Here is a 22,917-nt window from a genome sequence, read left to right on the forward strand (position 1 = left end):
AATCACGCGGAGGCGACGCCACCATGACAGACCATCGCAACCCGCGCGTCGGGGTCATCGGGCTGGCGCGCGAAGGCACAGACCTGGCTCGCTATCTGGTGGCTGAGGGCGCACAGGTCCTGGCGAACGATGCCAGGACTGCCGAGCAGCTCGCGGACCGGCTCGACGAGCTCGCGGGACTGCCCATCGAGTTTGTGCTGGGCGGCCACCCGGAGCGTCCGACGCTCGACGTGGACACCCTCTATGTCAGCCCCGGCGTGCCGCCGGAGCTGCCGCTGCTGGAGGCCGCGCGCCGCCGTGGCGTCAGGCTGTCGAGCGGCACGCAGCTCTTCTTCGAGCGGTGCCCGGCGCCGATCATCGGCATCACCGGATCGAGCGGGAAGACCACCACAACCACGCTCGTCGGCAAGATCTTTGAACAGGCCGGCCGCCATGCGTTCGTCGGCGGAAACATCGGCGTGCCGCTGCTCAATCGCCTGGGTGAGATCCGGCCTGACAGCTGGGTCATCCTGGAGCTGAGCAGCTTTCAATTGGAGCCGATGACGGTCAGCCCGCACATCGCGGCGGTGACCAACATCACGCCCAACCACCTGGACCGCCACCACACGATGGCGGCCTACACCAACGCCAAGGCCCAGATCGTCCTGCATCAGCGTCAGAACGACGTGGCAGTGCTCAATGCCGACGATCCTGGGTCCTCGGGGTTGCAGCCGAACGGAACGCTCATCCGTTTCAGTCTTGAACGGAAGGTTGACGGCGCATATCTCGACCCTGGCGACGGCGAGACGCTCGTGCTGGAGCGGGCAGGCCGCCGTCAGGTCTTGTGCCGGCGAGGCGAACTGCAAGTACCGGGGATCCACAACGTGGCGAACGTCCTGACTGCGTGTGCAATCGCGTCCGCGGCCGGCATCGAGGTCGAGCCGATGCGGGCCGCCGCTCTGGCCTTCACCGGCGTGCGGCATCGCCTGGAGCGGGTGGCAGAGATCGACGGCGTCCAGTACGTCAACGACTCGATCGCCACGGCCCCCGAGCGGAGTCTCGCGGCGCTGGCTGTCTACGCTGGAACTCCGTACGTGCTGCTGGCCGGCGGGCGCGACAAGCACCTCCCGATGGAGGCGTGGGGTCGGGTCATCGCCGAGGGTGCGCGGGCGCTGGTGACGTTTGGGGAGGCCGCCGCGCTGATCGAGCGGGCCGCCCGTGACGCGGGCATGCCGGCCGAGCGCATCGTGAGCGCCGGCACGGTCGAGCGGGCGGTGACCGAGGCTCGCAACGTGGCCCGGCCCGGCGACGTGGTGCTGCTCTCGCCGGGCGGCACCAGCTACGACCAGTACACCGACTTTGTGGAGCGCGGCGATCACTTCTGCCGCATCGTCAGGGAGGCCGCCGCCGAGGCCGCCGTCGCAGGGAGGAAGCCATGAAGGGCGCCGGCAGCGCCAGCCACGTCGACTACATCCTCGTCGGGGCGGTCGCCTTGCTGCTGGCCATCGGCGCGCAGATGGTCTACAGCGCCAGCGTGGTGATCGCCCACAACGAGTTTGGCGACGAGACCTACTTCTTCACGCGGCAGCTGACCTGGATCGCCATCGGCACCGTCGGGCTGATCGCCGCCGCCAGCATCGACTACCGACGCTGGCAGAAGGTCTCGCTGATCGGGCTGATCCTGACGCTCGTCGCGCTGGTGCTGGTGCTGGTGCCGGCGCTCGGGACGGTCCAGTACGGCTCGGCGCGCTGGCTGCGCCTCGGCCCGCTGCCCTCGTTCCAGCCCAGCGAGATCGCGAAGATCGTCATCTGCATCTACATGGCGGACTGGCTGGCGCGAAAAGGCAAGAACGTCTCGAAGTTCACGACCGGCTCGATCCCCTTCCTGATCATCCTGGGGGTGATCGCCGGGCTGGTGATCGTCGAGCCGGACATGGGCACGGCGGTCATCATCTGCGCCGTCGCATTCTCGGTATTCTTCGTGGCCGGCGCGAACATGTGGCACGTGATCCTCGGGTTCCTGCCGGGCGGGCTGCTGGTCGGCGCGGTCGTCATCATCTTCGAGCCGTACCGACTCGACCGCTTCCTGGGGTTCATCGACCCGTTCGGCGATCCGCTCGGCAAGGGCTGGCAGGCCGTCCAGACGTTCTACGCGCTCGGCTCCGGCGGCTGGTTCGGCGTCGGCTTCGGGATGAGCCGCCAGAAGGCGTACTACCTGCCGAACGCGCACACCGACTCGATCCTGGCGATCATCGGCGAAGAGCTTGGCCTCGTCGGGACGCTCGCCGTCGTGATCTTGCTGATGGTGATCGGCTGGCGCGGGCTGCGGATCGCGCTGAACGCGCCGGACCCGTTCGGCCGGCTGCTGGCCATCGGCCTGACCGGCAAGGTGGTCTGGCAGGCCATCATCAACATCGGCGCGGTGACCAGCTCGCTGCCCTACACGGGTGTGACCCTGCCGTTCGTCAGCTTCGGCGGAAACTCGCTGTGCATGACGATGATCGGCGTCGGGCTGCTGCTGAGCATCTCGCGGTTCGCCGTCGCCTCGCCGGTCGTCAATCGGATCAGCCGGCCGCCGGCCGACCCACCGCGCATCGACAAGCACCCACGGCCCGGCCCGCGCGGCGGCTCCGGCGGCCCGATTCCGCTGGCAGGACGGGCTTGATGTCGGACCCCGCGCCAACTGCGCCCCAGGCTTCTGTCCAGGCGCTACGCCAGGCGCGCCGGCCGCACCTTGTGGGTGTGGCCGGCGCTGCCATGCGGAGCCTTGCCGCGCTGCTGCTGGCAGATGGCCGCACGGTCAGCGGCTCGGACAGCGGATCACCGGCCGAGCTTGCGGCGTTGTCGGCACAGGGCATCCGCGCGGTGCACGGCCACGCTGCCGAGAACGTCGCCGATGCCGACCTCGTGGTTGCGTCGGCGGCGGTGCCCCAGGACAACCCGGAGCTGGAGGCCGCCCGCGCGAAGGGGATCCCCGTCCTGAGCCACGCCCAGGCGCTCGGCGCCCTGATGTCCGACAAGCACGGCATCGGCGTGGCCGGTACGCACGGCAAGTCCACCACAACGGCCCTGCTGGCCCATCTGCTGGCGACCGCCGGCCTGGACCCGACCCTCGCGGGGGGAGCGCACGCGCTCGACTTCGACGGCTACGCGCGCCTGGGGGCTGGCCCGCACCTGGTCGCCGAGGCCGACGAGTTCGGGCGGCGCTTCCACGAGCTGCACCCGAGGCTGGCGATCATTACGTCGAGCGAGCCCGACCACCTCGACTACTACGGCAGCTTCGAAGCGGTGCTTGAAGCGTTCCAGACCTTCGTGGCCGGAATGCCCGAGGATGGCATCGTGGTGACCTGTGAGGACGAGCCGAACCTCGCTCGACTCTCACTCGCGCGGAAGCGCGTCCGGTACGGCTGGAGCGGCCACGCCGACTGGCGGCTCGAACGGTACCACCCGCGTCTCGGCGGCGGGTCCGCGTTCGAGGTGCGCCGTCCGGATGGGACGCGCGCGACCTACGACGTGCTCCTCAACGGACGGCACAACGCGGCCAACGCCGTGGCGGCGCTGGCCGTGGCAACGCTGCTCGGGCTGCCAGACGCCGCCATCCGTGAGGGGCTCGCCACTTTCCGGGGGACGCGCCGCCGCTTCGAGACGCTGGCCCAGCAGGACGGGATCTGGATCGTGGACGACTACGCCCATCATCCAACAGAAGTGGCTGCGAACCTGAGCGCGGCCCGCGATGTGCATGCGGGCCGCCTCGTGGCGATCTTCCAACCCCACACCACGCATCGGACGCGTGCGCTGCTGGACGAGTTCGCGCGGGCGTTCGACGAGGCCGACCGGGTGATCGTCGCGCCGATCTACCAGCCCACGGGGCGCACGAGCGGCGAGCCAGAGATCAGCGCCGCCGATCTGGTGGCGCGGATGCAGCATCAAGACGCCGTCGCCTGCACGTCGCTGGACGAGGCCCACGCGCTTGCCTGCCAGGATCTCCGCCCGGACACGCTGCTGCTGATCCTGGGCGCCGGCGACGTGACGCAGGTCGCCAGGAGACTGAGCACGACCCTCGCAGAGCGCACGCCGGCCTCGTCGCCCGAGGACGCCGCGCCGCGACAGCGAGGGCCAGTCAGCATCTCGCTGGAGACGGCCGGCCCCGAAGCGCTGCGACGGCACACGTCGCTCAAGGTGGGTGGTCCCGCGAAGCACTTCCTGGCCAGCAACGACATCGGCCTCATCGGGCGGATGCTGGCGCAGGCGAACGACGATGGATTGCCGATCCTGGCGATCGGCGGCGGGTCCAACCTGCTGATCTCCGACGCGGGCTTTGACGGCGTGGTCCTCAAGTACACGTCCGGCGAGCACACCCTTGAGCCGCTCGGCGGCGAGCGGCTGGTGGTGCGGGTGGACGCCGGCGCGAACTTCTCGAACCTCGCGCGGCGGCTGGCCCGCGAAGGCCTGGCCGGGCTGGAATGGGCGGCCACCGTGCCGGGCACGGTCGGCGGCGCGGTCGTGAACAACGCCGGGGCGTTTGGCGGCTGCGTGGCAGACTGCCTGCTCGACGCCGAGATCGTGGGGGCGGACGGGCGAGTGCGGACGCTTTCGCAGGCCGACCTGTCCTACGCCTACCGCACGAGCAGCCTCAAGCGCGGCGAGCACGGCACAGTCATCGTCAGGTCGGCCCGGCTAACGGTCAGGCGGGACGATCCCCGCGCGGCGCTGGCCCGTATCCACGAGCAGCAGGCCCGTCGGACGGCCAGCCAGCCGCGCCAACTGAGCGCGGGCAGCATCTTCGCGAATCCGCCGGGTGACTACTCCGGGCGGCTCATCGAGGCGGTTGGCCTCAAGGGCGCTCGGCAGGGTGGCGCGGAGATCTCGGCGCAGCATGCCAATTTCATCGTCAACAGTGGCGCGGCCACCGCGACGGACGTCGTCCGGCTGATGCGGCAGGCCCAGGTGGCCGTCTGGGAGCAGTTCGGGGTCTGGTTGCATCCCGAGGTGCAACTGGTGGGAACCTGGGAACCCGCCGATCTCCAGGTGCTCAACGGCCCGCCCGCCGAGGAGCGCCGATGACCGATAGTCGCCAGTGGGAGCAGCGCGGTGGCGGCCAGTCGTTGGAGGCGACCGGTCCCAGCGGCACGTACGGCCTGCTGTTCGCCAGACTGCTGGCGCTGATGCTGTTGTTCGGTGCTTCCGGGCTGCTGTATTATGTGGCCGCCTCGGACGGGTTCAAGATCGAACGAGTCGTGGTGCTTGGCTCCCAGCTCGTGCCGCCAGACGAGATCGAAAGCGCGGCCGCGGTGACGGGGTTGAACATCTTCTGGCTCAAGGAAGAGGAGGTCGGCCACCGTTTGCAGGCGATCACGGCGATCCAGTCAGTGCGAGCGCGGGCGGTCCTGCCGGACCGGCTCGAAGTGCGGATCGTGGAGCGTGCGCCGGTGGCTGTCTGGCAGAATGGTGGGATGTCGTACCTCGTCGACGCGGAGGGGCGGATCCTGCGGGCGACTGACCGGGCCGTGGCCCTGCCAACAATCCAGGATCTCAGTTCGGATCAGATCCCCCCGAGCGGCGCCATCGACCGTGCAGCGCTGAGCACGCTCTTTCAATTGCAGCAGCTTCTTCCAGGAATCGCCGGTATCAATCCCGGCGCAGTCGAGTACAGTGCAGATACCGGAGTGACGATCATCGTTGATGGCGGGCAGCGGGTTCGATTTGGCCGCGACGACGACCTTGAGTGGAAGGTCAATGCTGTCGTTGCGCTCCGTCGCGAGCTTGGCCGAGTCGGGCAGCGTGCGGAGCTTATCGACGTGCGCTTCAGGGACCGTCCGTATGTGCGCTGACACGCTGTGGCAGCGCACCCGGGCCGCTCGTGTTGGGCGAGGTCTGTAGATGGCGCGAGAGCGAATCGTCGTCGGGATCGATGTCGGGACCACCAAGGTCTGTACGCTGATCGCGGCCGTCTCGCCCGAGGATCAGCTGGAGATCATCGGCGCCGGCATCACGCCGTCGCGCGGGATGCGGCGCGGCGTGGTCGTCGACGTTGACGACGCCGTCCAGGCGATCAGCGCCTCGGTCCAGAAGGCCGAGCAGCAGTCCGGCTACAAGATCATGAGCGCGTTCGTCGGTATCTCCGGGGCGCACATCAGCTCGACCAACAGCCACGGCGTCGTGGCGGTGCGGCGAACGGACAACGTCATCACCGAAGAGGACATCGAGCGGGCGCTGGACGCTGCGAAGGTCGTCAACATGCCGCACGACCGCGAAGTCGTCCACGTCGTGCCCCGTCACTTCGTGATCGACGGCCAGGAAGGGATCAACAACCCGGCCGGGATGCTCGGGCGGCGGCTCGAAGTCGAGACGACGGTGGTGACGGGAACCCAGACGGCGATCCACAACCTGTCGCGCTGCATCGAGCAGGTCGGCGTGGGCATCGACGCGCTGGTGGTGCAGCCACTGGCGGCTGGCGAGGCCGTGCTGACGACCGCCGAGAAGGACATGGGCGTCGCCCTGGTTGACCTGGGCGGCGGCACAACCGACGCCGGCGTCTTCGTGGACGGCTCGATCTCGTACCTGGCCTCGGTGCCGGTCGGCGGCAACCACATCTCGAACGACATCGCGGTGGGCCTGCGGACGCCGTTCATGGCCGCCGACGAGTTGAAGATCCGCCACGGCTACGCCATCTCGGACGGCATCGAAGAGGATCGGATGATCGACATCGCGTCGTACGACGCGGGCGACGGCGATCCGGTCTCGCGGCGCGAGCTGGCGGAGATCATCGAGGCCCGCCTGGAAGAGACGTTCGAGCTGGTGCGCGAGAGCCTGGAGCGCGGCGGCTTCGAGGTCGGGCGCTCCGGCCGCGATGGTGGCATCCCTGGCGGCATCGTGCTGGTCGGCGGAACGGCCCAGCTTCAGGGCATCCGGCGGCTCGCCAACGAGATTTTTGGCACATCCGTGAGGATTGGGACGCCCACAGGGACGTTCGGGCTGGTAGAGTCGATCAGCAACCCGGCCTACGCTGCCAGCGTCGGCCTCCTCAAGTGGGGGCTGACTCAGGCCGACGACTACGGCGGCCAGAGTGGTGGGAGCGTTGCGGCGCGCGTGAAAGAGTGGCTGCGGAGCTTCTTCCCGGAGTGATACCCTTCACTCGGGGTGTGTGGAGGCCCGCGTCAGGAGGCGGCGGTGAACGGAGAAGGTGACGTTTCGGCACGAATCGTTGTCGTCGGCGTCGGCGGCGGCGGCTCGAACGCCGTGAATCGCATGATTCAGGCTGGCGTCCACAGCGTCGAGTTCGTCGCGATCAACACCGACGCCCAGGCTCTGGCCCGCTCCGACGCCCGCCATCGCATCCGGATCGGTGAGAAGCTGACGCGCGGCCTGGGTGCGGGTGGCAACCCGCAGATCGGCCAGCGGGCCGCCGAGGAGTCGCAGGAGCTGATCTACGACATCCTCAAGGGCGCGGACATGGTGTTCGTGGCCTGTGGGATGGGCGGCGGGACCGGCACTGGCGCATCGCCAGTCGTCGCGAGCATCGCGCGCGAGCTGGGCGCGCTGACGGTCGGCGTCGCCACCAAGCCGTTCACCTTCGAAGGCCGCAAGCGGATGGCCTCGGCGGACGAGGGGCTCAACCAGCTTCGCCAGCGGGTCAACACGCTGATCACCATCCCGAACGACAAGATGCTCTCCGTGATCGACAAGCGGACCTCGCTGGAGCAAGCGTTCGCCGTGGTGGACGACGTGCTGCGGCAGGGTATCCAGGGCATCTCGGAGCTGATCACCGAGCCGGGCCTGATCAACGTGGACTTCGCCGATGTGAAGTCGATCATGTCGGAGCCGGGCAACGCGCTGATGGCCATCGGCCACGGCGCCGGCGACCAGCGCGCGGTGGACGCGGCCAACCAGGCCGTCGCCAGCCCCCTGCTCGACCTGTCGATGGAGGGCGCGCGCGGCGTCCTCTTCAACATCACCGGCGGCCCAGACCTCACCCTGGCCGAGATCAACGAGGCGGCGGAGATCATCAACAAGGCGGCGGACCCCGACGCCAACATCATCTTCGGCACGGTCACGAACCCCCAGCTCGGCAACGAGGTCAAGATCACGCTGATCGCCACGGGTTTCGACCAGCCAGACGCTCAGCTTGGCGCGCGCCGCGACGTGGGCATGGGTCCGCGCAGCAGCGGCCCAAGTCGCTCGCGCTACCCCGTCGACGATCCCCAGCCGATCCGCTACGAGCGGCCGACCCGCCCGTCGCGCGACTACGCCGACGACCCAGCGCCGACGCCTTCTCCGTTCGAGGATGACGAGAGCGAGATCGACATCCCGCCGTTCCTGCGTGGTCAGCGCCGTCGTCAGCAGCGCTGAGCGCAGCCCACGATGACCGACGCTGGCCTCACGCGGACGATGCTGCCGTTGCTGACGTTTGGGTCGTTTGACGATCCACGCATCGCGCATGGCGTGACGACCCGGGCCGGCGGCGTCAGCGTCGGCCCGTACGCCAGCTTGAACCTGGGCATGTCGGTCGGAGACGATCCGGGCGCGGTGGAGGAGAACCGGGCACGGCTGGCCGGCTCGCTGGGCTTCGCGGCCGAGCAACTCGTGACGACGCCACAGGTGCACGGCAACGCGGTGCTCCACGTCACAGCCGAGACCGCTCCGACGGCGTTGCAGACCCGGGCCGACATCCTGGTGACGGATCGGCCGGGCTTCCTGATCGTGCAGCGCTACGCCGACTGCGTGCCGATCCTGCTCTGGCACCCCGAACGAGACGTGGTGGGCGTGGCCCACGCCGGCTGGCGGGGCACCGCTGTCGATGTCGCCGGGACGGCGGTGGCAGCGGTGCGCGAGCTTGCGGGCAACCGTGACGGCATCCGGGCGGCGATTGGCCCGTCCATCGGCCCGTGCTGCTTCGAGGTGGGCGAGGAGGTCGTCGCGGCCTTCCCCGAGCACCCGGACACGGCCAGCATCGGGCCGCGTGGCCGGCCGCACGTCGACCTCTGGGAGATCAACCGGCGGCAGCTTCAGGCGGCCGGCCTGGCCGAGGACGCCATCGAGGTAGCCCAGGTCTGCACGCGCTGCGACGCCAGGACCTTCTTCTCGCACCGGGCGCTGGGGTATCCGGCTGGGCGATTCGGCGCTGCCATCGGGTTGCGCGCCGGTGTCTGACCTTCAACGCCGAATCGACACTGTCCGCGAGCGGATCGCCGATGCAGCAGCGCGCTCCGGACGCGACGCCTCGTCGGTCACGCTGATCGGCGTGACGAAGACGCACGCCGCCGAGACGGTGGCCGAGGCCGTCGCCCGCGGCATCGAGCATGTCGGTGAGAACCGGGTGCAGGAGGCCGCCGCGAAGGCGCCGCGGGTCCGCGAGCTGCTGAGGCGAGACCCGGCCTGGCACCTGATCGGCACCCTCCAGCGCAACAAAGCTCGCGCCGCCCTCGACCTGTTCAGCATGATTCACTCGGTGGACAGCGTGCGGCTCGCCGAGGCGCTGGACGCCCGCGCCGACGGACGGCGTGTCCCCATCTTGCTGGAGGTCTATCTCGGCGACGATGCCGCCCGGCCGGGCCTTCGCGCCGACGATCTGCAGACGGCAGTGAGCGCCATCACGCAGCTTGAGCACCTCGACGTGCGAGGATTGATGACCGTCGCGCCGCTCGGCCTCGACGAGGATGGCACGCGGCGGGCATTCCGTCGCCTGCGCGAACTCCGAGACGGCCTGCGCGCGCGGTTCACGACGCTCGCGCTGCCCGAGCTGTCGATGGGGATGACAAACGACTATCCGCTCGCAATCGAGGAGGGCGCCACCCTGGTGCGCGTCGGGCGGGCGATCTTTGGGGAGCGTGGCTGACCATGGGCCTTGAACGCATGTCAGATTTTGTGCTGACGTTCGTCAGTACCCTGATCTACATCCTGAACTTCGCGATCATCATTCGGGCGTTGATGTCCTGGTTCAACCCGAGTCCGGACAACCCGATTGTGCGCTTCGTGATCGAGATCACGGAGCCGGTGCTCGCGCCGCTGCGACGGATCGTCCCGCGCATCGGGATGATCGACATCACGCCAATCGTGGCGATCCTGCTGATGAACGTGATCTTGCAGGTGCTCGAAACGACGGTCAGATGACGAACGGGGCGGACCTGCACGGTCCGCCCCGTTTGATTCTCAGGCCCGGTCAGTCCTCGGGCCAGTAGTCCTCGTCGGTCGAGAGCAGGTAGCGCACGATCGATTCGGGCGTGTGCTCGGCGATGTGGCCGCGCTCGTCGGTGTAGAGGCCGCGCAGGTATCCGCGCGGATCGGCGCCGATCCAGGCCGCGAGCGCCTGGACGAGCGGCTTCGGGAGTCGGTGAACCCGGCTGCCAACCGTCTCAAGCAAGGAGATGAGCACGTCCTCGACGGTGTCCTCAACATCGTCGTCGTCGTGAGCCTCCTCGACGAGCAGCGTGAGCACCTCGTCCAGCAGATTCTGCAGGTGCCCGGCACGATGTTCGTCCGGAGTCTCCTCGTCGCCCGAGCGATGGCCGTTCTGCGAGCCGTTTTCCACGCCGTTTCCTCCTGGCGGCCAGGAGCATAGCAGATCGGACAAACGGCCCTCAGGCGAGATCGTGCCGGGGGACGCTAGCTCGGTGCGACGACAGGCAGCGGGCGCGGCCCGCCGAACGCGGCTGCCTGCCCTGGGATGTGGCTGTTGCCCATCGCCAGGCCCAGGTGCGAGGCCGAGATCAGGCCAGTCGTGCCGGGGGCAGGGTCCGTCTTGAGGGAATCGCTGAAGGTGAAGCCGGCCGGGGTGATCCCCGTCAGCAAAATGTAATGACCCCACCTCGGCGCGAGACTCTCGTAGCCGGGCACGAGGTAGAGGCGCACGAGCGGCATCACCGGACGCCCCTGGCGCAGCTCAGCCACGATGTCGTCGAGCGACCACGTGTGGTACGACCCGCTCGCGTTGTAGAGACGGTGCGTTGCAAGGCCACAATCCTCAGCCACGTGGGCGACGTGTTCGAGGCCGGTCCCCGTTCGCATGCCCACGGTGCCCTGGTAGGTATGCATCCGAAGTCGGAGATCGTCTGTCTCCTGGCCGCTGATCCCGTAGCCATCGAGCAGCATTCCGAGGGTGGCAGGTCCGCAGTTCGATGTTTGCCATCGTGAGCCGTCCTTCTGCGTGCGAAACGGCACGACGAGCCGGAACTCCGGCTGGGTCAACGATATCGTCAGGCGCGAGCCGGGCGTGTCCGCATTGGCAGGCGAGGGATCATCAGTTTGTGCGAGGGCCGGATGCACTGACCACGGCGCGGCAGCTACCCTGACGAGGGGTCCGAGGGTCAGGAGCAGCCGCCGACGCGTCCAGTGCCGATTCATCGCTTGTATCTACGTCTACACACCTTCTGTTAGATTCCTGACAGATGCCTTCGAGACGCAGATGTAGTCTTGTGCGCGGACATCAGCGTATCATCTGTCGCGGACGGGCCAGCCGCTGACGATCGAGGGGGCGTGCATGGTGGGCAGTGGCGAAGAATCCAGGAGCAGGCACCGAACCAACCGCTCGACGCGCACGGTACAGGGCGCGCGCCCCGCGCGGTCCATGCCGGCTGACAGTTGCGGGATGGGCTGGCCCGAGCGTCTTGCGCCGGGGGCGCTGCTGGCGAGCCTGACGCACGAACTGCGGACGCCGGTCGCGGCGCTGGCCACTGGCTCCGAACTGCTGTTGGAAGACCTCGACTCGCTGAGCCGCGAGGACATGCAACGCATCGTGCAGGCCGTGCATCGCGGCGCGATGTGGCTCCAGGGGCTGGTCGAGAACGTCCTGCTGGCCGCCACGATTGCCGAGGGGGCGGTGCGCCTCTATCCCCGGCCGGTCCGGCTGGTCGAACTGGCCCAGGACGTGGCGCCGGTCATGGAGCCGCTGCTTCGTCAGCGCAGCCAGCGCATCCGCATCTCCGACCAGGCAGGCGATGCGTTGGTATCGGCAGACAGTCGGCGCATCGGACAGGTCTTGATCAACCTCATCGGCAACGCCAGCAAGTACAGCGGCCCGGGCACGGTCATCGACGTACGGATCAGCCGTCGCCAACACGGCGTCCGACTGTGCGTCCTGGACCGGGGGCCGGGCCTGCCGGCCGGGCCGACGGACGTGCTGTTCGACCGACACACGCGCGGGCCGGCGGCCGGGACGACTGGCATCGAGGGCAGCGGGCTTGGCCTGGCGATTGTGCGATCCATCGCGCAGCTGCACGGCGGTGTGGCTGGCGCGGCGCGGCGGCGGGGCGGTGGCGCGCAGTTCTGGGTGGACCTCCCGACTGTGACCCCCGGCTGCGGCGTCGGCGCGGACAACGAACTTGTGGTGAGGGAACGGTTGGCGTGAAGATCCTTGTCGTCGACGATGATGCAGATCTCCTGGACCTGACGGGGTACGCGCTTCGACGGGAAGGCTTCACCGTCGTTCAGGCGGTGGATGGCGAGCAGGCGCTGCAGCGGTGGGAGCGAGAGAACCCCGACCTGGTGCTGCTCGACGCCAACATGCCGAAGATGAACGGGTTCGAGGTGTGCCGGGCCATCCGTCAGGCTTCGACGACGCCGGTCATCATGTTGACGGCGCGTGACGACGAGGAAGACATCCTGCAGGGCCTGGAGCTGGGCGCTGACGATTATGTCACCAAGCCGTTCAGCGCCAAGCAGCTCATCGCCCGCATCAAGGCCGTGATCCGGCGGTGTCAGGGCGACCCCTACCGGCAGCCAGTCAGCGAGTTGCGGGCGGGAGACCTCGTCCTCGACCTGCAGTCACACGAGGCGAGGAAGGGCGGGGCGGTCGTCCAGTTGACGCCACTGGAGTTCCGGCTGCTCTATATGCTGGCCATGAATGAGGGGCGGGTGATCCCCTACGACCGGCTGGTCGAGTATGCCTGGGGCTACGACGGCGGCGACTCCAGCCTGCTGAAGACGCACATGTCGCACATCCGGTCCAAGCTGGGCATCGCCGGCAGCGGACCAGGGTCGATCAGAGCGATCCCAGGGGTTGGCTACTCACTGAGTCGATCGTAACCATCGGGCTGAGCGCACCGTGAGGCGCCTGCATGGCGGCGCGGACCGTCTCGACCAGCGCCCGTGTCCGGAACGGCTTCCTGACGACGGCCGAGGCGAGGCGGCGGCGGTCGGCCGGCAGCACCTCCGGCAGGCCCGAGAGCAGGATCACCGGCAGCGCGGCAGTCTCCGGGGCAGCCCGCAGCTCTGCCAGCCAGCTCGCACCCGACCGATACGGCAACATCAGGTCGAGCAGCACCACGTCCGGGGCGAAGCTACCGAGGAGCGCTGACGCGCCAAACACCGAATCGGAGGTGGCGACCTCGAAGCCGTACATGTCGAAGATTGCATCGAGGACGGCTCGACAGTTCGGGTCATCGTCGACGATGAGGATACGATTGCGCGCACGCCCTCGCGCAACGTCACGAACGTGCTGGTACTGCACAGCTGCCCCTGGCGCCCTTCGGCACTGACGACTCTGTGAGGCGCCAGCCACTAGCATAGCCCTGATCGGTTGAGACGACGGAAACCGTGCTGTTGTGGTCCCGTTCGAGGGTCTCGTGCCAGCCTGGCGCCAGGGCAATTGCACGTTCGTTGGCGTTCCCAGAACGTCGTAAGACGCGCCCGACGGGCCACCGCCCTGACTTGGCACGCCCGCGCCGGGCTTTGCTATACTGAGCGTGCTGGGCCGCTAGCTCAATTGGCAGAGCAGCTGACTCTTAATCAGCCGGTTATAGGTTCGACTCCTATGCGGCTCACCAGTACCCCCGAGTTTCGGGGGTTTTTTGTTGTCCTGCGCTGCGCCAGCGGCCGAATGGCCACGGTACACTTCACTGCCCCATCCGGCCAGCCACGTCTGCGATTCTGACCTGGAGGTCACCGTGTATCTGCCGCCCCACTTCCGTGAAGATCGCCTCGACGTGCAGCACGCCCTGATCCGCAAGCAGCCGTTCGGCATGTTGGTTACGGCCGGCAGCGCCGGACTGGAGGCGACCCACATCCCGTTCGTCCTCGACGCGGACGCCTCGCCGCTCGGGACCTTGCGCTGTCACATCTCGAAGGCCAACCGGCAGTGGCAAACGCTCGACCCCGAACAGGATGCCCTGATCGTGTTTCAGGGAGCGCACGCCTACATCACGCCCTCCTGGTACCCACTCAAAGCCGAGACCGGAAAGGTCGTGCCGACCTGGAACTACGCCATCGTGCACGTCTACGGCCACGTGCGGATCGTCGAGGACGCCGCCTGGCTGCTGGAGAACGTCTCGGCGCTGACAGATCAGCACGAGGGCGTTCGCGAGCAGCCCTGGGCCGTCGACGACGCGCCAGACGACTTCATCGCCGGCATGCTCAAGGGAATCGTCGGTCTGGAGATCGAGATCGGCCGGATCGAGGGCAAGTGGAAGGCCAGCCAGAATCGCGGGGAGGCCGACCGCGGCGGAGTCGTAGCCGGGCTGTCAGCCCAGTCCGACGACGCGTCCGCGCAGGTGGCGGAGATGGTCAGCGTGCGCTCGGCGTCAGGGCCGAGCTGAGGAGGACGCCGCCGAGCACGCCGTCCCAGGCCCGCCAACCAGGGCGAGCCGGCCCCATGCGCCGGGTTGGCGCGGAGGCACAGGCCTGTCGCACGACGCGCAAACCGTGGTTCAGTGGGCGCGGCCTCTGGTAGACTGGCCTCGCGAAGCGCTTCGAGCAGCCCCCGGACTATGACGACAACCCTCCCCGATACGCTGGCAACGCGGGCGGCAACGCCGGCTGCTGACCTCTCACGAGTTGCGGCAAGTGCGCGCCGACGGGCGTGGCTGTGCCTCGTCGCGGCGTTCGTGATCTGGTGCTCGCTGATCGGCTCGGTGCTGGTCACCGCGTGGACCTACCGGCGCAACGCCACCGAGTCGCCGCCGGCTGCCCTGGCCGTCGAGCGCGGCACCGTGTTCTATGGCGGCTCAGCGACGTCAGACCAGATGCGCGCCCGCCCGGGCATGACCGCCGAAGAGGGTGGCCTGATCGAAGTCGGCGACAATGGCCGCGCGACCCTCGACCTGTTCGACGGCACGACGGTGCGCCTGCTCGGCAACACCAAGCTCGAACTGAGTCAGCTGCGAGTCGGCACCTTCAACGCCGATCACACACGGCTCGTGCTGGGGCTTGTCGAGGGGGCGGCCCATTTCAACGTCGCCGGCAAGCTCCCATACAGCCGCGAGGTCGTGCTCAATACCCCGCACGGGCGGGTGAGCTTGAGCAAGGGCGAGTACCTCGTCTGGGTACAGGAGGACGGCACGCGGGTCTCGTCGTATGTCGGGCAGGCCAAGGCCGGCAGCGACGATCACGCCATCCGCATCCGCGACAGCCAGCGCGCGCTGCTGCCGACCGACGGGTTCCCGCGCGGCCCGTTCGCCCTCTCCGAGAACCTGCTCCGGAACGGTGATTTCGCACGGCAGTTCCTGGGCTGGACGATGCTGGACAAGGGAGAACCGGGCCGCCCGGACGTGGGTGGCACCCGCCGGCTGGTCGAGGAGACCATCGCCGGCCGAAAGATGCAGGCCCTCCGCATCTCCCGAAACACCGACAAAGACACGCACAACGAGACCGGCGTCTTGCAGGACATCAACCGCGACGTCTCGGCGTACCGAACCATCGCCGTGACCGGCTGGGTCAAGGTCGATCAGGCCAGCCTGTCGGGCGGCGGCTACCTCGGCTCCGAGTACCCGGTCATGATCCGCGTCCAGTACGTCGACGAGAAGGGCGGCCGCCCGGGCTGGACGCACGGCTTCTACTACGCCAACCCCGAGCTGCGGCCCACCGAGAACGGGGAGATCGTGGCGCAAGGCGAGTGGTATCCGTTCCTCAGCCGCCTGACCGATCTGCCGGACCGCCCCATCCTGATCCGATCGATCGAGATCCTCTCCGCGGGCCACGACTTCGACGCGATGGTTGCGGACGTGCGGATCATCGCCGAATAGGCTCGGGTCGGCCCGGCTGCCGCGAGGCAGATCCGGACGGAAAGCCTGGCCGGCGCGCCGTCAGGCGCGTGCGCCGGCTGGCCCTTTCCCGACCTCGCGCACGACCGTGAACACGTCCTTGATCGCTTCGAGGCGGTGGAGCACCCGGCTCAGCTTGTCGAGGCCGCTGACCTCGACGGTCGCCCAGACCGTTGCCGTCTGGTCCTTGTGGACGACGGCGGTCTGGGCCGTCATGCTCAACCCCTCGTCGGCCAGGAGCGCCGCCACGTCGCGCGCCAGCCCGACGCGGTCCCAGGCCTCGACCCGCACGGTGACGGGGAACATTGAGGCGCCGGTGCTGCCCCAATCGACCTGCACCAGCCGTTCCTGATCCTGCTCGTTCTTGACGCTGGCGCAGGCGCGGCGATGGACCGTCACGCCCTTGCCGCGTGTGATGTAGCCGATGATGTCGTCGCCGGGCACGGGGTTGCAGCAGTTCGCGAGGCGCGTGAGCAGATCCCCCACGCCCAGCACGCGGATAGCGCTGGTGCTCGGGATCGTCGCTCGGCGGAGGGTCGGGGCCTCGTCCACATCGTGCGGCGGCTTGAACTCGCTGCCGATCCGCATCGCCACCTGGTGCGGGTGGATGTCCCCGTAGCCGACCGCCGCCAGGAAGTCGTCGAGCTTCTCGTACTTGAACGTGGTCGCCACATCCTCAAGCTTGACGTTGTCGAACGAGAGCCGCTTCAGCTCCTTCTCGACCGCTTCCCTGCCGCGTGTGACGTTCTCGCCGCGCTGCTGCTTGCGGAACCACTGGCGGATCTTCTCGCGGGCGTTCGCGGTCTTGACGTAGCCGAGATTCGGGTTCAGCCAGTCGCGGCTCGGGCCTTTGGAGCCGCGCGCCGTGATGACCTCGACGATATCGCCGTTCTGCAGCTCGTGGTCGAGCGGCACCATCCGCCCGTTGACCTTCGCGCCGACGCACTGATGCCCGACGTCCGTGTGGACGCGATAGGCGAAGTCCAGGGGCGTCGCGCCCTCGGCCATCTCTTTGATCTCGCCGCGCGGCGTGAAGACGTAGACCTGCTCCTGGAACACATCGGTCCGCAGCGAGTCCACGAACGCCTGCGCGCCCTGCGCGACGTCGCGCTGCCAGTCCATCAACTGGCGCAGCCAGGCCACCTTGGCGTCGAAGTGCCCGTCCTGCCGCCGACCTTCCTTGTAGCGCCAGTGGGCGGCAACGCCGTACTCGGCAACCTGGTGCATCTCCGAGGTGCGGATCTGAATCTCGAGCGGGTGGCCCTCCAGGGCGACGACCGTCGTGTGGAGCGACTGGTAGCCGCTCTCCTTGCGATTGGCGATGTAGTCGTCGAACTGGCCCGGCATCGGCCGCCACAGGGCATGCACCTGCCCGAGCACGCTGTAGCACTCGGGCAGGGTGTCCACCAGCACGCGCACGGCCAGCAGGTCGTAGATCTGCGAGATGTCCGCCTGCCTGGAGCGCATCTTCCGGTAGATGCTGTAGATGTGCTTCGGTCGACCGGTGATGTCGGCCTGGACGCCGACGCTCTCAAGCTCCTCGCGCAGCCGGCTGATGACGCGCGCGATGTACTCCTCGCGCTCGACGCGGCGGTTGGAGAGCTGACCGGCGATCTCCTTGTAGATCGACGGCTCCAGGTGCCTGAACGAGAGATCCTCGAGCTGCCACTTGATCTGACCGATGCCCAGGCGCGCCGCCAGCGGCGCGTAGATGTCCATCGTCTCCTGGGCGACGCGCCGCCGCTTCTCGACGGGACGGGCGTCCAGCGTCCGCATGTTGTGCAGGCGGTCGGCAAGCTTGATCAGCACGACGCGGATGTCGTCGGCCATCGCCAGGAACATCTTCCGCATGCTCTCAGCCCAGATCGTCTGCTTGTCGACGGGCTGGAACACCTGCTCCCCGTTCTCGTGGAACCAGGGCACGCGCGAGAGCTTGGTCACGCCATCGACGAGCCGCGCGACCTCTGGACCGAAGCGCGTCTCCAGGTCAGCGATCGAGACGTCGCAGTCCTCGGCCACGTCGTGCAGGAGGGCCGCGATCACGGTCGTCGCGTCGAGCTGCAGCTCGGCAACGGTCTCGGTGACGGCCAGCGGATGGGTGATGTACGGATCACCCGACTCGCGGAGCTGGCCCTCGTGGGCATCGCGGGCGAACTCGAAGGCGCGCCGGACTGCGTCCACATCGCTCGGAGTCAGGTACGTGGAAACCTGCTCGAGAAGGGCGGACGGGGAGACCTCAGAAGCAGCGGGAGCGCCAGTTTCGAGCATGTATCGCCTTTCTCCGAGTATAGCACGCGGTGGACACGGGCTCCGCGACGATTCCGCGAGGCCTGACGACACAGGAATGCGGAGCGGCCAGAGGCATGGAATCATCCGAGCCTTGCCTGATCGGAGACCGCGGGGATGCCGTGCAGGCCGCTCGCCAGCAGGACCGCGCGGCGGATCGACTCGGCGACCACGTCGGCCACGGCGGCGGTGACTTCCAACGGAATCGGCCAGACCCGGTCCGTGCCAGACAACGCGGGGGCCGTCGACAGGGCGAAGAACGTGTCGCCGTCAAACGATGTGTGAGCTGGACGCACGGCCAGCGCCAGCCCATCCTGGGCCACCTGGGCCAGTCGGGTTACGCCAGCGGCGTCCAGTGGGAGATCGGTCGCAACCACGCCGATGGTCGTGTTCTCGCCGGCACGCGGTGCGTCAACGGGCGACGGCAGAGCCTCGGACGAGCGGCAGCCGGCCAGCACCTCACCATCTGGACCATAGACCTCGCCCACCGCGTTCAGGACCACCAGCGCACCGATCACATGGTCGCCGACGCGCCTGCTGGCCGTGCCGACGCCGCCCTTGATCGGGCGTTCCGCACCCGCCAGTTTGGCGACCGTGGCGCCGGTTCCCGCGCCGACCGTTCCCTCGGCTGGACGGTCGGCCGTCGCGGCGTCGCAGGCCGCACGCCCCATGGCTGCATCTGGCCGCACGTCCGCCCGCCCGATCCCGAGATCGTAGATCACGGCGCTCGGCACGATGGGCACCACGCCGGCCCGCGTCTGATACCCCTCGCCCCGGGCTTCGAGATGCGCCATAACGCCGTCTGCCGCGGCCAGCCCGAACGCGCTGCCGCCTGCCAAGATCACGCCGTGCACGCGCTCAACGGTGCTGTCAGGCCGGAGCAGGTCGGTCTCACGGGTGCCGGGCGCGCCGCCCCGCACGTCAACGCCGCCGACCGCCCCGCCGGCGCACAGCACCACCGTACAGCCGGTCGCCGCGTCCAGATTCGTGGCATGCCCGACCACGATGCGCGGCACATCGCAGATCGAGCCAGGAGCGTGGCCCACGTGGGGCGACAGCGGCATGGTGCTGGTGAGCGTACCGAAACGACAATCCCCTGTCCAGCCCCTGCGTCTGACACGATGTTGCCCGAAGCTGGTGCTCGGTCGTACAGTCGAGGCGTGACCACCGAGCAGACTCGCCTCGACCTGATCGCCGATCTTCACGAACGCATCGTTGACTGCCGTGCCTGCCACACCGCCGGATACGTCAGCGGAGTCCGCCCGCTGCGCCATCCCTGGTCCGAGCGCCAGCGCACGATGATCGTCGGGCAGGCGCCAGGGTCGCAAACGGAGGCCCGGCGGTTCCACTTCGCCGGGCCGGGCGGCCTGCTGCTCGGCCGCTGGCTGGCGCAGGCCGGCTACGATCCCGATGGCTGGCGGGAGCAGTGCTACATCACGTCGCTGACGCGCTGCTTTCCGGGTAAAGCGCCGAAGGGCAGCGGCGACCGCAAGCCCTCACCCGCCGAGCTGGCGCTGTGCCGGCCGTTCCTGGAGGCCGAGCTTCGGCTGATCCGGCCGCGCGTCGTGCTGGCCGTGGGCGGGATGGCCATCGAGCACTTGCTGGGCGCGACGGGCAAACGACCGCTGCACGAGATCGTGGGTGAGGTGATCGAGATCGACGGCCGGCCGATCGTCCCGCTGCCCCACCCGTCAGGCGTCAGCCGCTGGTTGAACGCGCCGGCCAACCGGGCGCTGGTCGACGCTGCCCTGGCGCGGCTCTCGGAGCTGCGGCAGTCACTCGACCTGTAGAGAGTGGCACGTGCGCGCTCGGCAGCGACTTGCCGCGGACGCCCTGTCAGCGCGTGGGGCCGCTCCCGGAGCGCAGCAGCCAGGTGTGGGTCTTGGCGCGAAGCTGGGCCGGGGCGAAGGGCCGCAGCAGGTAGTCGTTCGCGCCGGCCTCGATAGCCGCGACCACGTGCTCTGGATGGCCGGGCGGCGTCAGCACGATGATGGGAGTCTCGCCAATGGCAGGACAGGAGCGCAGCAGCTTGCAGGCGGTCACGCCGTCGCGGCCGTCCCCGCCGACGCTCAGCAGCACGATGTCCGGGCGGCTGTCCTCGGCCGTCGCGATCAGCTCGGACAGGTCGACGGCGTGCAGCACGGTCAGATCATCTTCGAGCAGCTCGCGGATCTTGCCGACAATCGTGGCGTCGGCATCGGCCACCAGCACTTTCGGCGTCGCCGTCAGCACGAGTTGGCCGCCGGCCTCGGCCTGCCGGAGCCGGTCGTACGTCAGGGCGTTCTCAATCGCCAGGGCACAGCGGGTCGAGACGCGCTCAAAGCGCTTGACATCGTCGGCGACAAACGGGCCGTCGCCGCGCTTGTTGAGCACCTGCAGCACCCCGACGATCCGTCCGTCACGCGCCCGCAGCGGCCCACACAGGATGCTGCGGGTGCGGTAGCCGGTCTGACGGTCGACGGCCGGGTTGAAGCGGGCGTCGGCGTACGGGTCTTGAACGTTCAGCACCTCGCCGGTCGTCGCGACGTGGCCGGCGATGCCCCGGTTGGATGGGAAGCGGAGAATCTGCTGCCCCATCCCCAGCGCCACGCGCGACCACAGCTCCTGGCGCGCCTCGTCGAGCAGGAAGATCGACGAGCGGTCGGCTTCCATGTCGCCGACGGCCTCGCGGGCGAGGAAATCGAGCAAGTCGTCAAACGTGCGATCTCGCCCGACGAAGTCTCCACCCTGCGTTGTGCTGATGTCGACCACGATCACCCCGAACGACAAGTCGAATACGCACGTCACGTGCCGAGGCAGCGTTGTAGCGTACCTGCGACGGACCACGCACGCCCGGATCGTACCACAGCGGCTGTCACACGTCGCGTGCCACACGGCACGTTCCTGCCTCGATCGGCGACGCGGCAGCGCGGGAGGGGCTGGCATGGAAGAGGAGCCGCCTCACGGCTGCTCCTCGTGATCTCCGTCTGGTACGCCCGGAGGGACTCGAACCCCCGCATCTGGCTCCGGAGGCCAGCGCTCTATCCACTGAGCTACGGGCGCGTGACTCCTCAGTGTACCGTGAGCCGGATGGTCGCCGCAACGATGGTGGTCAGCCCACACACAACCAGGAATCTCGAATCGCTGAATTCATACCCCCGTATGGTATGATGCGATGGACGAGAAACCGGCGCCTGCGACCTGGGCGGACTCGTGTGGCCCTGGCCGGACGAAGGAGAGGATCATGCCATCGCGCGCTGACCAGGAGAAGCTGATCAAGGATCGCCTGTCGCGGATCGAGGGTCAGATCAGGGGCATCCAGCGGATGATCGACGAGGGGCGTCAGTGCGACGACATCCTCACCCAGGTGCTGGCCGCTCGCACGGCGCTCGAACGCACGGCCGGCGAGATCGTCGGCACCTACATCGACGAGTGCATGACCGGGAACCCGCCAGACGAGGCCCGCTCGCGCCTCCAGCGGACGGTCAAACTGCTGACTCGCGTCTCGTAGCCAGTCCCCGACTGTCACCAGCCGCGTAGTAACCCGAGACCCCAAGACCCCCAGAGGCCCCGACCGGCCGCAAGCCGGTCGGGGCCTCTCGGTGCGGTTCTGGTCAGCCGATCTACGCTGGCGGCGGCTTAGCCGAGGGACGCCACCGCGTCGCGCAAGGCCTTGCCTTCCTTGGCGTAGAACTGCCGCAGGATGGCCGTATCGGTGGACAGGTTGAAGTCCTTCACGCCGAACTTCGCGTAGTACTCGACCTCGGCCGCGCTTCCGATCTCGGCGCGTGGGCGGACACCCATTTTCACCGCCGTCCGCATGCAGTACTCGCGGGCCTCGATGACCTCGGGATGCAGGCCGGTCGCATAGTCACGGTTCGGCTTGCCGATGCTCAGGCCGTAGTCGGCGGGACCGAACTGCACCATGTCCACGCCCGGCACCTTCAGGATCTCTTCGAGATTCTGGATCGCGCCGCTCTTCTCGACCATCAGCACGATCACGGCGTCGTTGTAGTACTCGATGTAGTCGCTCGCCATGCCGACCTGGATGCGGCCGCCGGCCATACCGTGCGTGAACGCGTTGCCGGGGCCTTCGGGCCGAATCATCTTGACGGCCGCCTCGGCATCCGCTGCCGTGCGGATATCGGTGAAGAGCAGGTTCTGGATGCCTGCCGACATCGCGCGGATAGCCAGGTGCCACTGCCCCGACTGCTCCATCTTGATCATGCCGGCGAAGTTCGGCGACAGCTCGATGGCCCGGCCGATGTTGTCGAGGTCGTGCATCGTGTATGGGGCGTACTCGGCCACGAACTCGACGTAGTCGAACTGGCCGCTCCGCCCGACATACTCGAACAGCGTCGGCCACGGCGCGGCGACGCGCGTGCCGAACGTCGGCTTGCCTTCGTCGAGCAGGACGCGCAGGGGATTCTTGCGCATGGTTGAAGGATTCCCTTCTGTGTGGGGTGCCCATACGGTAGCGCCGACGACGCGCGATGACAACCTCACGCGGCTGGCTACGCCCGCACCCTCTCCGGTGTCCCACTCGGCCAGGAGCCGGCCGCCTTCGATCTTGAGCGGCGGAAGACATTCGGTGGCCGGATATGACATCATGCCGCGCGAGTCGTGACAGCCGTCTCGCTCCGCGCGCTCTCGCTTGCGCCCCGCTTGGCGTTGGCAGATTCCAGGGCCACGGACACGACAT

At 68.4% G+C, this 22,917-nt stretch carries 22 protein-coding genes and 2 tRNA genes; 16 read left to right on the top strand and 8 right to left on the bottom strand.

What is annotated here, in order from left to right; translation table 11 throughout:
• Positions 1-23: 23 nt before the first annotated feature.
• The 9 genes from murD to IT306_16380 are packed head-to-tail and all read left to right on the top strand — an operon-like array spanning position 24 to position 10,089.
• The gene (gene murD, locus IT306_16340) at positions 24-1,418 is read left to right on the top strand and encodes a UDP-N-acetylmuramoyl-L-alanine--D-glutamate ligase (GenBank protein ID MCC7369997.1); all 1,395 of its coding nucleotides are present in this window, start codon (positions 24-26) and stop codon (positions 1,416-1,418) included.
• Positions 1,415-2,644, top strand: coding sequence for a putative lipid II flippase FtsW (ftsW, locus tag IT306_16345; protein ID MCC7369998.1), 1,230 nt, complete (start codon positions 1,415-1,417; stop codon positions 2,642-2,644). Before murD ends, ftsW begins: the two co-directional genes overlap by 4 nt.
• Complete coding sequence (murC, locus tag IT306_16350; protein MCC7369999.1) at positions 2,644-5,043, top strand: UDP-N-acetylmuramate--L-alanine ligase; 2,400 nt, start codon at positions 2,644-2,646, stop codon at positions 5,041-5,043. Before ftsW ends, murC begins: the two co-directional genes overlap by 1 nt.
• A complete protein-coding gene (locus IT306_16355) occupies positions 5,040-5,810 on the top strand; it encodes a cell division protein FtsQ/DivIB (protein ID MCC7370000.1) in 771 nt (256 codons plus the stop codon). Before murC ends, IT306_16355 begins: the two co-directional genes overlap by 4 nt.
• Positions 5,811-5,859: 49 nt before the next feature.
• The gene (gene ftsA, locus IT306_16360) at positions 5,860-7,104 is read left to right on the top strand and encodes a cell division protein FtsA (GenBank protein MCC7370001.1); all 1,245 of its coding nucleotides are present in this window, start codon (positions 5,860-5,862) and stop codon (positions 7,102-7,104) included.
• A gap of 45 nt (positions 7,105-7,149) precedes the next feature.
• Positions 7,150-8,328, top strand: a complete 1,179-nt coding sequence (ftsZ, locus tag IT306_16365) for a cell division protein FtsZ (protein MCC7370002.1) — start codon at positions 7,150-7,152, stop codon at positions 8,326-8,328.
• A gap of 12 nt (positions 8,329-8,340) precedes the next feature.
• A complete protein-coding gene (pgeF, locus tag IT306_16370) occupies positions 8,341-9,129 on the top strand; it encodes a peptidoglycan editing factor PgeF (protein MCC7370003.1) in 789 nt (262 codons plus the stop codon).
• Positions 9,122-9,814, top strand: coding sequence for a YggS family pyridoxal phosphate-dependent enzyme (locus IT306_16375; protein ID MCC7370004.1), 693 nt, complete (start codon positions 9,122-9,124; stop codon positions 9,812-9,814). The genes pgeF and IT306_16375 overlap by 8 nt, the downstream gene beginning before the upstream one ends.
• A 17-nt stretch (positions 9,815-9,831) precedes the next feature.
• Positions 9,832-10,089: a YggT family protein gene (locus tag IT306_16380; GenBank protein MCC7370005.1), complete on the top strand. Its 258-nt coding sequence runs from the start codon at positions 9,832-9,834 to the stop codon at positions 10,087-10,089.
• 49 nt (positions 10,090-10,138) lie between these two features.
• On the opposite strand, the gene IT306_16385 is transcribed toward IT306_16380, so the two are convergent.
• Complete coding sequence (locus tag IT306_16385) at positions 10,139-10,507, bottom strand: hypothetical protein (GenBank protein MCC7370006.1); 369 nt, start codon at positions 10,505-10,507, stop codon at positions 10,139-10,141.
• 74 nt (positions 10,508-10,581) lie between these two features.
• Positions 10,582-11,136: a C39 family peptidase gene (locus IT306_16390; GenBank protein ID MCC7370007.1), complete on the bottom strand. Its 555-nt coding sequence runs from the start codon at positions 11,134-11,136 to the stop codon at positions 10,582-10,584.
• Positions 11,137-11,563: 427 nt separating this feature from the next.
• On the opposite strand from IT306_16390, the gene IT306_16395 reads away from it, so the two are divergent.
• Positions 11,564-12,322 carry a hypothetical protein gene (locus IT306_16395; protein ID MCC7370008.1) on the top strand — a complete coding sequence of 253 codons (759 nt, stop codon included), beginning with the start codon at positions 11,564-11,566 and terminating at the stop codon, positions 12,320-12,322.
• Positions 12,319-12,999 carry a response regulator transcription factor gene (locus IT306_16400; GenBank protein MCC7370009.1) on the top strand — a complete coding sequence of 227 codons (681 nt, stop codon included), beginning with the start codon at positions 12,319-12,321 and terminating at the stop codon, positions 12,997-12,999. The genes IT306_16395 and IT306_16400 overlap by 4 nt, the downstream gene beginning before the upstream one ends.
• Here the strand turns inward: IT306_16400 and IT306_16405 are convergent.
• Complete coding sequence (locus IT306_16405) at positions 12,956-13,423, bottom strand: response regulator (protein ID MCC7370010.1); 468 nt, start codon at positions 13,421-13,423, stop codon at positions 12,956-12,958. The genes IT306_16400 and IT306_16405 overlap by 44 nt on opposite strands.
• A 240-nt stretch (positions 13,424-13,663) precedes the next feature.
• Between IT306_16405 and IT306_16410 the strand changes: the two genes are divergently transcribed.
• From IT306_16410 to IT306_16420, 3 genes are all read left to right on the top strand, one after another.
• A tRNA-Lys gene (locus IT306_16410) sits at positions 13,664-13,739 on the top strand.
• Between the two features lie 120 nt (positions 13,740-13,859).
• The gene (locus tag IT306_16415; GenBank protein MCC7370011.1) at positions 13,860-14,507 is read left to right on the top strand and encodes an FMN-binding negative transcriptional regulator; all 648 of its coding nucleotides are present in this window, start codon (positions 13,860-13,862) and stop codon (positions 14,505-14,507) included.
• A 171-nt stretch (positions 14,508-14,678) separates the two neighbouring features.
• Positions 14,679-15,932 (top strand): FecR domain-containing protein, encoded by a 1,254-nt coding sequence (locus IT306_16420; protein ID MCC7370012.1) that lies wholly within the window; start codon positions 14,679-14,681, stop codon positions 15,930-15,932.
• 60 nt (positions 15,933-15,992) lie between these two features.
• Here the strand turns inward: IT306_16420 and IT306_16425 are convergent, their stop codons facing one another.
• Together IT306_16425 and IT306_16430 are read right to left on the bottom strand one after the other, a co-directional pair.
• A complete protein-coding gene (locus tag IT306_16425; GenBank protein ID MCC7370013.1) occupies positions 15,993-18,218 on the bottom strand; it encodes a bifunctional (p)ppGpp synthetase/guanosine-3',5'-bis(diphosphate) 3'-pyrophosphohydrolase in 2,226 nt (741 codons plus the stop codon).
• A 101-nt stretch (positions 18,219-18,319) separates the two neighbouring features.
• Positions 18,320-19,300: a P1 family peptidase gene (locus IT306_16430; GenBank protein ID MCC7370014.1), complete on the bottom strand. Its 981-nt coding sequence runs from the start codon at positions 19,298-19,300 to the stop codon at positions 18,320-18,322.
• Between the two features lie 96 nt (positions 19,301-19,396).
• Here IT306_16430 and IT306_16435 point away from each other — a divergent pair, with 96 nt between their 5' ends.
• Positions 19,397-20,026: a uracil-DNA glycosylase gene (locus tag IT306_16435; protein MCC7370015.1), complete on the top strand. Its 630-nt coding sequence runs from the start codon at positions 19,397-19,399 to the stop codon at positions 20,024-20,026.
• A 46-nt stretch (positions 20,027-20,072) separates the two neighbouring features.
• Here the strand turns inward: IT306_16435 and IT306_16440 are convergent, their stop codons facing one another.
• The gene (locus tag IT306_16440; GenBank protein ID MCC7370016.1) at positions 20,073-20,987 is read right to left on the bottom strand and encodes a GAF domain-containing protein; all 915 of its coding nucleotides are present in this window, start codon (positions 20,985-20,987) and stop codon (positions 20,073-20,075) included.
• Positions 20,988-21,203: 216 nt separating this feature from the next.
• A tRNA-Arg gene (locus IT306_16445) sits at positions 21,204-21,278 on the bottom strand.
• A gap of 181 nt (positions 21,279-21,459) precedes the next feature.
• Between IT306_16445 and IT306_16450 the strand changes: the two genes are divergently transcribed.
• A complete protein-coding gene (locus IT306_16450) occupies positions 21,460-21,726 on the top strand; it encodes a metal-sensitive transcriptional regulator (GenBank protein ID MCC7370017.1) in 267 nt (88 codons plus the stop codon).
• Positions 21,727-21,854: 128 nt separating this feature from the next.
• Here IT306_16450 and IT306_16455 read toward each other — a convergent pair whose 3' ends face one another.
• Positions 21,855-22,652, bottom strand: a complete 798-nt coding sequence (locus IT306_16455; protein ID MCC7370018.1) for a hypothetical protein — start codon at positions 22,650-22,652, stop codon at positions 21,855-21,857.
• Positions 22,653-22,917 lie beyond the last annotated feature (265 nt).

It is taken from the genome of Chloroflexota bacterium (genome assembly GCA_020850535.1).
Taxonomy (GTDB): Bacteria; Chloroflexota; UBA6077; order UBA6077; family JACCZL01; genus JADZEM01.